Raw genomic sequence first — 10966 nt, 5'->3', positions numbered from 1 at the left:
TAGGTGTCAACAATTTTTTGCCGCAGGTCAAGGGAGTAGGGTTTCATCTCTAATCAAGAAAATACTCATGCTCTATGCTTTGAGCGTACCTCACTAGACAGGAAAAGGCTATAGCATCAACCAAGAGGTGACAAATGCGGTTGAACAGTTACCAGAGTCCAATCAAGGCGGTTTACCAGGAATCAGAGAATTGCTGACTCAATTGCAAACAGTAATTCAGGCTGACGATAGCTTGCAACTAGAGAAGAAAACGAAAGCACTTCAGCAAGTGCAGATTTTAGCTGAAGCCGGGAAAAATCCTCAAGTATCCCAACACCAAACGCAAGCAGAAACAGCTATGAGTGTTTTGAGAGAGATAAGCGCCGAGTTACCCAAGACGACAACTTTAATTACAACGTTTAATCAGGTATTGCCTAATATAGCCGAGATATTCGCTTTGGGATGAAGCCAAAATAGTAAGGCTGGCAAAAGGCGCGATCGCTTTAATATTGTAGAACGCGATCGCGTCAGCTACAGTTAAACCCAAAATTAACCCTTTGGGTGACTTTCCAACCAACTCACCAAATCTGCTGCATCCGAAAAGTCTAACAACACCTCAGCTAAATCTTCTAATTGGGTGAGAGATAACTGGCGAATTTGCTCTTGTAACTCAGGCGCAACTGTACCAATTCGACGGTTGAGTTGACGCATAATCACTGTCAACTCTCCCTCTTGTCTACCTTGTTCCAACCCTCGTTCTATCCCTTGCTGCATCCAACTGGTGACGATTTCCATAACTACCTCAATTTCAACTGGTTCAAAGGAAGCAATCTCAGCCTGAAAAATTTCTTCCTCTGCTGTATTCAACTGGATATAAGTATCAACAAACCCAGAAATCATTTTCATCTGTGCTGGATTTAATCGCAGAGTTGCCAGCAGGCGCAGACACTCTGATTTTACTTTAGGACGGTCTTCTGGCGCTATGTTCATTTTAGCCATCAGCGCACTGGCCACTGGATTTTGGTGTTGTAGAAAATCTCGCCAATTCAGGCGATTTAATTGAATCAGCTGATAATTAAACTCCAAAACCACTGTATCGGGAAATTCTACGCGGTGAAAGTTTGGCTGTGGAAGTTTGGGAGAATTGTACGAAAAGATAGCGATTGGATACACGGGGATGGCAAATTTTTCATACAACCGGGCGAAATAACGAAACATTCGCCGCCCAAAATCTGCTTGTGGTTGCGCTTGGTGTTCTAAGTGAATTAGAAAATATGATTCTTGTTGTCTGAATCTAGCCTTTACTAATAAATCAGCTTCATATTTTGCCCCAGCCGTGACATCAGTATTATTTCGTTTGGTTCAAAGCTGATTGAATTGGGTTCCAGATAACCAACTATCTCTGGAAAGAATAACTCTAGAAATTCTGTAAAGAACTCGGTGAGTAGTTCTTTAAATAAACGGTCATGGTCAATCATGTTAAAATCGCGCCACCCATTAAGCGCTGGTAGCGATAGTCTAACTCAGCTTTCATTAAAGGATGTTGCTCTAATTTTTTATCTTGCAATATCACCTTTTCAGCTGCATCCCGCGCTATATTTAAAACTTCTTGATCTTCCACTAAACTTGCCAAAGCTAAATCCTGAACCCCAGACTGACGAGTACCTAACACTTGACCGGGGCCGCGTAACCGCATATCCATTTCAGCAATGAAAAAGCCGTCTTGGGATTGTTCCAACACGTTCAACCGATAACGCGCATCTGCGGTTTTACTGCTGCTCATCAAGAGACAGTATGATTGGTGAGAACCCCGACCAACGCGGCCCCGCAACTGGTGCAACTGAGATAAGCCGAAACGCTCCGCATTTTCAATTAGCATCACCGTAGCATTAGGCACATCGACACCAACTTCAATCACGGTGGTGGAGACAATGATTTGAGTTTGGTTGTCGCGAAATAAGTTAATTGCCTCGTCTTTCTCGGCTGAAGTCATACGGCCGTGTAGCAAACCTACCTGAAACTGGGGGAAAATACTCTCAGAAAGGCGCTGATGCTCCTCTACTGCTGAGCGCACATCCAGCTTTTCTGATTCTTCAATTAACGGTAAAACGATATACGCTTGCCGTCCCTGAACGATTTCGCGGCGGATCAGGTCATAGGCGTTGGTGCGTTCCCTCCCGGTTAAAACTGTCGTGTGTATCGTCTGACGGCCGGGTGGTAGTTCGTCAATCTGACTGACATCCAAATCGCCATGCACTGTTAGCGCCAAGGTTCGGGGAATCGGGGTAGCTGTCATAGTTAATACATGGGGCTGTTCGCCTTTTTGCTGCAAAAGCGCCCGTTGTTCTACACCAAAACGGTGTTGTTCGTCAATTACTACTAAACCCAGCTTATGGAAATTAACTTTGTCTTGAATTAAGGCATGAGTACCTACTAATAGAGGTAATTCTCCTGTTTCTAATTGGGAGTGAATTTCCCGACGTTTGGCGGTTTTGGTGGAACCTGTCAGCAGTTCTACTGGTAAGTGTAGGAGGTTGAACCAACCGACTAATTTGCGGTAGTGCTGTTCTGCTAAAACTTCCGTGGGAGCCATCAACGCTGCTTGGTAGCCGGATTGGATGGCGGCGAGGATGGCAATTACTGCTACAACAGTTTTACCAGAACCGACATCCCCTTGTACCAACCGATTCATCGGGCTGGATGATTGCAAATCGTTGAGGATGTCGTTAAGAACTCGCTGCTGGGCGTTGGTTAGCTTGAAAGGCAAAACTTTGTGGAATTGCTCGATGAGTTTACCTCTGGGAGCTAAAATTGCACTTGCTTGCTTTTGGCGTTGGGCTTGACGACGCATGAGGAAACCCAACTGAAGGTAGAAAAATTCATCAAAGACTAAGCGACGACGGGCTGCTTCCTTGGCGGCACTGTCTGGGGGAAAATGGATGTTAGCGATCGCTTCGGGTAACTTCATTAACCCATACCCATCCCGCAAAGCAGCAGGTAAAGGGTCTTTTAGCTGTTTAGCAGCAGGCAAAGCGGCAATTACCGCACTCCTCACCATATCAGCCGCCACACCCTCAGTGAGCGCATACACTGGCACCACCCGACCAATCGACATAGAATCAATCGTGTCTCCTGGGTGTGCCAAAACTTCCATTTGTGGTTCTTCCAGAGTAATGCCATATTGACTCTTTTTCACCAAGCCAGATGCCGCCACGATTGTTCCCACCGGATACCGACTCTTTTGACCTTCCTGCCAGCCGCGATTGCTGTAGCGATTGCCCGCAAAAAAGCGGCTGAGAGTGATTTGACCGGTTCTGTCTTTCAAAACAACTTGGAAAATCGTTAATTTCTTGTTTTTCGGACTACTAAAGCACGTACAGCGCTTTACAGTTCCCACCACTGTCACCGTCTCGCCTGCTTCGAGTTCGCAGATATTCACTTGGCGGGCATAGTCGATGTGGTCGCGGGGGTAGTAGAAAAGGATATCCCGCACCGTCTGTAAACCCAGCTTGGCTAAATATCCGCTTTTTCTCACCCCCACATCCGGCAAATGCGAGAGCTGTTGGTCGAGAGATACGCCGCCTACATTAGACTGAACTAGGGGAGCCGTTAGCGGGGCTTTGTAGTTGGGGTTTTCAATAGTATATTGTTCTCTATTTTCCCTTGTTTGTTCTTGGGTTTGTTTGTTGCTAGATTGTTGCATCTGGTGAAGAAACCGCCGAGTTTCTGCTACCAAATGTTGTCGTTCTTCAAGTGGGAAGTCAGGATAACGGGCAAATTTGTTTGCCATTTCTTGCCACCTGCGCCGTTCCATAGGTATCAAGGTAGCTGGAGGTTTGCCAAACTCCAAACACAAGAATTCACTGAAGCGATATTGTTTTCCCATCAAGTCCGTGAAGCCCCGTTCTGCTTCCACCGCCAGAGCTTTTTGCAATCGCAACCAATCCGGTGATTCTGTTTCCATAGTTTCTCCTTAGTCCCTAATCCCTATTCTTCAAACCAACACGCACGCCAAGCGGCTTGAGCATCTGCAACGGTACGCTCACGCTGCTTTTTCTGAAATTCCCGGCGGAGTGTAGTGAACTGTGCGTTGAGGTTGCGAATTTGGTTGCGAAACGCCATTACAGTTGAGTCAGCAAACTCAATTTCCGATAACCGCAAATGAATTGCCACGATTGGCGTGACATTGGAGTTTTGGATAGTTGGAAATTCTGGCATTTCTATCTCATCATTTGCGATTTCGATTGCCAATTTTATGATATTGGGTCGTCCTCCCACTGGTTGACCTGATGGCTCTGTTTTGACGGCTGCTTCCAGAACCGCTGGGGGGAATTTGTTGGGTAAAATACCAGTTTCCTGTAATAGGCTATTGATATCGCAAGAGACTGAGATCAAGGTTTCGCTAATGGCGCTTTCTAGCTGCTCTTGCCACTTAGCGATATCTTCCAGGTTTGTTGTCGGGACGCTGTTGGCTGCTGTCTCGATGGGGCGAGGCTCCAGGTGCAAGAAGAGCTGTGTTTGAGCTTTACGTGCTAGTTGCAGGAGGTTCTGCTGTAATTGTTGTCTTGCGTCAACAGGCAAGCTTAGGAACGCTTCTGGGTAAGCCTGGGTGCAAAGATAATAAATGGCTTGGATTAACTGCTGGCGCATTGCTTGCCCCAAGGCAGTCAGGTATTGGTTGTAGGTGTTGTGGAATTCAGACGCGATCGCGTCGGTCGCTTCTTGCAGCTCTGCCATATCCCGCTCTATTTGCTCTACTGTTCTCGCCATAGCATCATCTAGACAGCTGCTTATCTGAACGTTACTTGCGTACAACTGTACTACTCTACTTTAGAATAACGGCTTATTGTCATTAGTCAATTGTCATTAGTTATTGGTCAAGTGTTATTGCCAACAGACTGAAGACTAATGATAAAAGACAGGTCAGCCATGTGATGGGTTGACCTGTCTTTTCTACTCTCGATAGCAGCTACTAGCTTCTAAGAGCCGCATAAAAGGGGAGCGATCGCGCTGATTACTTATTGCCGCCCATTTGAGCTGCAACTTCCTCAGCAAAATTGCTTTCTTGCTTTTCTAGCCCTTCGCCCAGGATATACCGGACAAAGTGACGCACTTCGATGTTTCCACCTAACTGGGTAACGTGTTGCTTCACCAAATCTTCCACCGCGATGCTTTGGTCGCGAATGTAAGGCTGATCCATCAAGGTCATCTCTTGCAGGCGCTTGTCAATTCGCCCTTGAACAATCTTTTCCTTGATGTTCTGCGGCTTATTCCCCAGGTCATCCCGCCCCATTTCAATTCCCTTTTCCCTCTCAACGACTTCGGCGGGGATGTCGCTGACTTTCACATATTCCACGTTGGGACAAGCAGCAATTTGCATGGCAACGTTCTGCACCAGAGTTTTGAATCCTTCACTGGCCGCAACCTCATCGCTTTGGCAGTTCACTTCCACCAAAACGCCAACTCGTCCCCCTGTGTGGATGTAGCTGCCTACTAGCCCGGAAGTTCCTTCATCCAGCACAAACCGCTCAAAGCGACGCACCTGAATGTTTTCACCCAACTGGCTGATGTTTTGCTTCACCAACTCTTGGACTGTAATATTTTGGTCGTGAATGTACGGCTGAGACATCAGCGACTCGACATCAGAAGCGTCCGCTGCCTGCATCGCAATGTTCTGCACCAGGGTTTTAAACGCTTCGTTGCGGGCAACAAAGTCGGTTTGGCAGTTAACTTCCACCAAAACGCCAACTCTTCCCGCAGTGTCGATGTAGCTGCCGATCAACCCATCGGTGGCGGCGCGGGTTTCCATCTTCCCCGCCTTGATCATATTTTTCTGGCGCAGCCATTCAATGGCTTTGTCCATGTCACCGTCGGTTTCTTTGAGCGCTTTTTTGCAGTCCATCATGCCGACACCTGTTTTTTGGCGCAGCTCTTGGACGACTTTTGCAGATATTTCCGCCATTGCTTGGTGTTCCTACTAAGATATTGATATTTCCAACGCTGAATTACTCCTGGGTTTCCTCTTCCTCTTCATCGGGAATAGGTGAGTCGGTTTCCTCGTAATCGAGGTCGTCTTCAGCGCCTTCGTAATCTTCGTAATCGTCTTCTGCTTCTGCGTCTAGCTGACCGTGACGCCCTTCATAGATGGCATCCGCCAACTTACCCACTATTAGCTTAATTGACCGGATGGCATCATCATTGGCTGGGATGGGAATATCTACCACATCAGGATCGCAGTTTGTATCAAGTAGAGACACAATGGGAATCCCCAGCTTCTGGCATTCCTGAACAGCGTTATATTCTCGACGCTGATCCACGATTACCACGATATCAGGAACTTTCCGCATCAATTTGATGCCGCCCAGATACTTCTGCAATTTTGTCATTTCCCGACGCAGCATGGAAGCTTCTTTTTTAGGCAACAAGTCGAGGACTCCGGTTTCTTCCCGCCGCTCCAAATCCTTCAGTCGCTCTACGCGGGTTTTAATCGTTGCCCAGTTGGTGAGCATTCCCCCTAACCAACGTTGGTTAATGTAGTAGGAACCACAACGAGCAGCTTCTTGTGCCACAATACCCGCAGCTTGACGCTTGGTACCAATGAAGAGAAACTTCTTGCCCTTCTCGGCTTCCGAACGCATATAGTTATAAGCATCTTCCATCAAATGCGCTGTCTGCACCAAGTCGATGATGTGGACACCATTGCGGGAAGTGTAGATATATGGAGACATTTTCGGGTTCCACCGTCGGGTCTGATGCCCAAAGTGAACTCCCGACTCCATCATTTGAGCCAAAGAGACGACTGACATATTTTTTTCTCCTTTCGGGTTAATCCTCCATCCAGACGTATTTCCTGCGGAAACACCCGAAACCCTGGATGTGCGAATTGAGACAACTCTTCTAGTGTATCATAAGTTAGGCTCAGATGCAGTTAAAAGTGTTGGGTTTCACTATCGTTCAACCCAACAAATGTTTAGAATAGTTGGCTGAAGTTCCCTAGAAACCTACGCTGGTTTTATATTTTTAGCCCTAAGTTAACCATATTAGGTTTTAAATTCGATTAACTAAAGTGGCAGTAGCTTGATCTGTTGGCACTAAAAGTATCTCGCTAATATTAACGTGGGCGGGTCTAGTGACGCAGAAAAATATCACGTCCGCAATGTCTTCTGGTGTCAAAGGTGTTAATCCTTGATAAACTTTTTTAGCTCGGTCAGTATCACCGTGAAAACGGACATTACTAAATTCAGTTTCGACTAAACCAGGATCTACAGAAGTTACGCGCACTGGCGTTCCCAAAAGGTCTTGTTTCAAGCCTTCAGAAATTGCTTTTACGGCGGCTTTAGAGGCACAATAAACATTACCGCCTGGATAAGTTTGATGTCCAGCAATCGAGCCAAGATTTACTACATGACCCCGCCCACGATTAACCATTCCTGGTACGAGGAATCGGGTACAGTATAGTAAACCTTTGATGTTGGTGTCGAGCATTTCTTCCCAATCTTGAATGCTGCCTTCATGAAGTTTATTTAAACCGCGACTTAAGCCCGCATTGTTAATCAAAATGTCTACATTAGACCAGTCGGCGGGTAGGGAAGAACAAGCAGATTCAACAGAAACGCGATCGCGCACATCCAGAGGTAACAAATGCACAGCAGTTCCCTTCAACATCTGTGCAAGTTCTTCTAACCGCTCTTGCCGTCGAGCCACCAAAATTAGTTTGGCACCAGCTTCAGCAAATATTTTGGCACAAGCAGCACCAATGCCACTACTAGCGCCTGTAATTAACACAATTTGGTCTTTGATTGAAACCATAGAATTTTAGATTTTGGTTATCTCGTTCCCAGGCTGGGCTTGGGAATGCAATTCAGGAGGCTCCCACCTGCTTTTACCGATAGCACTACAGGCGGGAGCCTCTCATACTGCGTTCCCAGGCGGGAGAGTAGGAACGAAGAGATTATTTAGTTCCCGCGTTGCCTTCTACAACTCGCAGGCGCTGAGTTACCATTGTGGTGCCTTCCTCCCGGATTAAGACCGTTGACACCCAGTAGTTACCTTGAGAAAGGGGCGCGCGACCTACTTTAAAAATCCCACCAGAGGATAGTAACTCTAAATCCACAGGCGCAGGTTTGACAAAGCGCTCCGCCTTGACAGGTTCCTCCACGGCTGCTCCCAGCATAAGATCGTCGCCCAGAGGTTCCTGCACAACAGCATCCAAATTATAAGACTGACCAACACGTACCTGCTCTGGCAACTTCATATTCACCGTGGGAGGCTTTGCGCCAGTCGTCATCTGAGTGCGTTCTGCTAAGATTTCCTGCTGGACAATTTTTTGATTTTGAAAACGCTGGCGCGATCGCACAGTAGACTCAATTTTCGTATCTTTGCCATCCACTTTCCCTGCACCAGTGATAGTAGTCACCGTCTCGGCCACAATCTCATCTCCCTTCGCTTCCCAAGATGTGAGTTCTGTCCGGTAGTTCAGTTTTGGGTAGCGCTGCCAGATTTGAGATAAACTCTGTTGCATACTTTGGCGATTTAAGCCGTCAGAATGGGTAAAATTCTGGCTATAGAACTGCATCACCGTCTTCACATCCTGGCGATTGGCAGCAGCATCAATTTGCGCTAGAGCATTTTTTAGCTCAGCGGGTGCTGTTTCTGGACTAGCGGCGCGGACGGTAGCAGGATGAAGCACCGAAAGCGTAAAAAGTATAAAAGCAAAAATTTTCAACTTTTGCTTAACCATAGAGAGTCGAAAGTTGTTAGAAAGAGTTATCGAGTTAGGCATCGGGGACGTGTTTGAATAGTGGGATAAAGGAAACGGATATTGAGCAACGTGCAGGGAGTAGAAATCCTGGCTACTCTCCAAAGCTAACTTACAACTAATTTTTGATCTTATCCGCGCCAGGACAGCCAGTAGGAGAAAGAAACTTTGGCAAATGAACTGAAAAAATTGCTAATAGCCGCGAGTGGTACTGGGGGGCATCTATTTCCCGCACTTGCTCTAGCCGAACAACTGCCAGACTACCAAATTGAGTGGCTTGGTGTCCCTAACCGCCTGGAAAACCAGTTGGTTCCTGCTCAATATCCCCTCAATACCATAGCTATAGAAGGCTTTCAGGAACGCTTCGGATTGGGGACACTGGGAATTTTGCTGCGCCTTAGCAGTTCCATCCGCGAGGTGCGACAGATAATTAAAGAAAAGAATTTTCAAGGCGTATTCAGCACTGGCGGTTATATTGCCGCACCAGCGATTATTGCTGCGCGATCGCTTGGAGTGCCAGTTATCCTCCACGAATCCAACGCCCTCCCCGGCAAAGTAACTCGCTGGCTGAGTGGATGGTGTACTAGCGTCGCTTTAGGATTTGAATATGGAGCGCATTATCTACCCCGCACCGGAACAGCATACACAGGCACTCCAGTTCGCGCCCAGTTCCGCACCCAGCAAAAGCTCGATCTGCCAATTCCGGAAAACGTGCCTTTAATTGCCGTTGTCGGAGGCTCACAAGGCGCTGTCGCAGTCAATCAATTAGTGCGCCAGTGTGCGATCGCGTGGTTGGATGCTGGTGCCTGGATCGTCCATGTAACGGGCGATAATGACCCAGATGCCCAAAGCCTCCAGCACCCTCAATATTTTGCCATGCCTTTCTATGACAACATGGCGGCACTCTTCCAACGAACTAACCTGGCAATTAGCCGCGCTGGTGCTGGCACACTCACGGAACTGGCAGTAACTCATACACCCGCTATTCTCATTCCCTACCCCTACGCCGCCGAAGATCACCAAGTCTACAATGCGGCAATCTTTGACTCAGCGGGTGCTGGTTTGGTATTTCGTCAGGCAGAACTGACACCCGAGTTACTACAAAGTAAAGTGTTGAATTTATTGCATTCACCCGATTTGCTGCAACAAATGGCACAAAAAGCTGGCAAGTTGGGATTTCCTGATAGTGCTGAGCGTTTAGCCGATTTAGTACGTCAGACCCTGTAGGGGCTAGAGACTAAGAGAATGGTGGGCCATGCTCACCATTAAAGTCATTGGTGGCATTGCTGTAAGTTTATTAAGGAGGTTCGGGGTTTAATTACGACTAAGCGAACAGTAGTGGGCGCTCAACAGGAAAATTGGGGTGCATCTACACGTTGGCAGAGCAAGTGTTTTGTGCAGAATTGTTAGTTTTGAGTAGGAGCAACTTTCTCAAAAGTTGTCCTGAAAGTTGTTATTGGTAAGCCATGAAACTCACACTTTTGGCCACAGCTACCCTATTAGCCACATTTGGCTTTTTGGCTCCACTCAAAGCTCAAAATACCGAACCTTTAAACTCAACAACGCCCTCTTCTCAAACGCCACCAACTTCAGATCAAGTTTTGGAAGCTTGTTCTAGAGATGCTGCGGATACTTTGCCAAACCCTTATAGGGATGTGTCACCCTCAGACTGGGCATATAAAGCGGTTCTCAGTATGTATTATTGTGGCGCTTATAGAGGGTCAATTTCACCCGCCAAAGTTAAACCATTTCTGGAACAACAAGTTCCCAGAAGCAGCAACCCAACTGAAACTAGAGGAGAAGTTACCCAAATTGGAGCCTAACGACTAAAGTCGCGGCTATGCAAACAAAGCCTGTGTAGACAGGCTTAATTCTAGCCCGTGCAGATAGGCTTTGTTTGTATAGCCTCAGCCTGAAGCCTGGGGGGTTCTAACTAACGCATTTCCCGCCCTACAATATAATTGTTCTATGCACAAGTGAGGTCAACTGACCATGACTCAAGAACTCACAGATTTAAGAAATTATATCCTTGAAGGTCGCTATGACGATGCTTTATCCCTATTAGATGAATTGGACGGGATGAGTAAAAAAGCAACTTTGCGAGCTATCAAAAACTGGTAGTGCTACATAAGTAATGATGCATTGTAGTGATGGATAAAGTACCAGATAGCACCAATGTGGTTCTCCAACGATTTTGAAAAGGACAAGGTTTTTCGGACTAGGCGAGAT

General features: G+C 46.9%; 10 protein-coding genes and 2 pseudogenes. 4 read left to right on the top strand and 8 right to left on the bottom strand.

Annotated features, from left to right (window positions below):
* Positions 1 to 127: 127 nt before the first annotated feature.
* Entirely contained in the window at positions 128 to 445 is a 318-nt protein-coding gene (locus NDI42_RS27995) for a hypothetical protein (RefSeq protein ID WP_190452470.1), read from the top strand.
* 83 nt (positions 446 to 528) lie between these two features.
* On the opposite strand, the pseudogene NDI42_RS27990 reads toward NDI42_RS27995, so the two are convergent.
* From NDI42_RS27990 to NDI42_RS27960, 7 genes and pseudogenes are all read right to left on the bottom strand, one after another.
* Positions 529 to 1457 (bottom strand): annotated as a pseudogene (locus NDI42_RS27990) (Rpn family recombination-promoting nuclease/putative transposase).
* Positions 1454 to 3943 carry an ATP-dependent DNA helicase RecG gene (recG, locus tag NDI42_RS27985; protein WP_190452468.1) on the bottom strand — a complete coding sequence of 830 codons (2490 nt, stop codon included), beginning with the start codon at positions 3941 to 3943 and terminating at the stop codon, positions 1454 to 1456. Before recG ends, NDI42_RS27990 begins: the two are co-directional and overlap by 4 nt.
* Before the next feature lie 23 nt (positions 3944 to 3966).
* Complete coding sequence (locus tag NDI42_RS27980) at positions 3967 to 4749, bottom strand: hypothetical protein (protein WP_190452466.1); 783 nt, start codon at positions 4747 to 4749, stop codon at positions 3967 to 3969.
* Between the two features lie 244 nt (positions 4750 to 4993).
* A complete protein-coding gene (gene tsf / locus NDI42_RS27975) occupies positions 4994 to 5941 on the bottom strand; it encodes a translation elongation factor Ts (RefSeq protein WP_190452464.1) in 948 nt (315 codons plus the stop codon).
* Between the two features lie 43 nt (positions 5942 to 5984).
* Positions 5985 to 6785 carry a 30S ribosomal protein S2 gene (gene rpsB / locus NDI42_RS27970; RefSeq protein ID WP_190435176.1) on the bottom strand — a complete coding sequence of 267 codons (801 nt, stop codon included), beginning with the start codon at positions 6783 to 6785 and terminating at the stop codon, positions 5985 to 5987.
* Positions 6786 to 7026: 241 nt separating this feature from the next.
* The gene (locus tag NDI42_RS27965; RefSeq protein WP_190452462.1) at positions 7027 to 7788 is read right to left on the bottom strand and encodes an SDR family oxidoreductase; all 762 of its coding nucleotides are present in this window, start codon (positions 7786 to 7788) and stop codon (positions 7027 to 7029) included.
* Positions 7789 to 7930: 142 nt separating this feature from the next.
* On the bottom strand, positions 7931 to 8761 hold the full coding sequence (locus NDI42_RS27960) for a nuclear transport factor 2 family protein (RefSeq protein ID WP_190424645.1): 831 nt from the start codon (positions 8759 to 8761) through the stop codon (positions 7931 to 7933).
* 144 nt (positions 8762 to 8905) lie between these two features.
* Between NDI42_RS27960 and murG the strand changes: the two genes are divergently transcribed.
* The 3 genes from murG (at position 8906) to NDI42_RS27945 (ending at position 10858) form a co-directional block, all read left to right on the top strand.
* Positions 8906 to 9964 (top strand): undecaprenyldiphospho-muramoylpentapeptide beta-N-acetylglucosaminyltransferase, encoded by a 1059-nt coding sequence (murG, locus tag NDI42_RS27955; protein ID WP_190452460.1) that lies wholly within the window; start codon positions 8906 to 8908, stop codon positions 9962 to 9964.
* 239 nt (positions 9965 to 10203) lie between these two features.
* Positions 10204 to 10560, top strand: a complete 357-nt coding sequence (locus tag NDI42_RS27950) for an S-layer protein (protein ID WP_190452457.1) — start codon at positions 10204 to 10206, stop codon at positions 10558 to 10560.
* A gap of 169 nt (positions 10561 to 10729) precedes the next feature.
* Positions 10730 to 10858: a hypothetical protein gene (locus NDI42_RS27945; RefSeq protein WP_277876811.1), complete on the top strand. Its 129-nt coding sequence runs from the start codon at positions 10730 to 10732 to the stop codon at positions 10856 to 10858.
* A gap of 2 nt (positions 10859 to 10860) precedes the next feature.
* Here the strand turns inward: NDI42_RS27945 and NDI42_RS27940 are convergent.
* A pseudogene (locus NDI42_RS27940) lies at positions 10861 to 10966 on the bottom strand (IS1 family transposase); the annotation flags it as partial.

It is taken from the genome of Funiculus sociatus GB2-C1 (assembly GCF_039962115.1).
GTDB classification, from domain to species: Bacteria; Cyanobacteriota; Cyanobacteriia; order Cyanobacteriales; family FACHB-T130; genus Funiculus; species Funiculus sociatus.
Note: the sequence above shows the minus strand (reverse complement) of the source record. Positions and strands in the feature narration are given on the sequence as shown.

Bases quoted from the DNA above. Each gene is read 5' to 3' on its own strand.
- recG (WP_190452468.1), bottom strand. From the start codon at position 3,943: ATGGAAACAGAATCACCGGATTGGTTGCGATTGCAAAAAGCTCTGGCG.
- NDI42_RS27980 (WP_190452466.1), bottom strand. From the start codon at position 4,749: ATGGCGAGAACAGTAGAGCAAATAGAGCGGGATATGGCAGAGCTGCAA.
- tsf (WP_190452464.1), bottom strand. From the start codon at position 5,941: ATGGCGGAAATATCTGCAAAAGTCGTCCAAGAGCTGCGCCAAAAAACA.
- rpsB (WP_190435176.1), bottom strand. From the start codon at position 6,785: ATGTCAGTCGTCTCTTTGGCTCAAATGATGGAGTCGGGAGTTCACTTT.
- NDI42_RS27965 (WP_190452462.1), bottom strand. From the start codon at position 7,788: ATGGTTTCAATCAAAGACCAAATTGTGTTAATTACAGGCGCTAGTAGT.
- NDI42_RS27960 (WP_190424645.1), bottom strand. From the start codon at position 8,761: ATGCCTAACTCGATAACTCTTTCTAACAACTTTCGACTCTCTATGGTT.
- NDI42_RS27950 (WP_190452457.1), top strand. From the start codon at position 10,204: ATGAAACTCACACTTTTGGCCACAGCTACCCTATTAGCCACATTTGGC.
- NDI42_RS27945 (WP_277876811.1), top strand. From the start codon at position 10,730: ATGACTCAAGAACTCACAGATTTAAGAAATTATATCCTTGAAGGTCGC.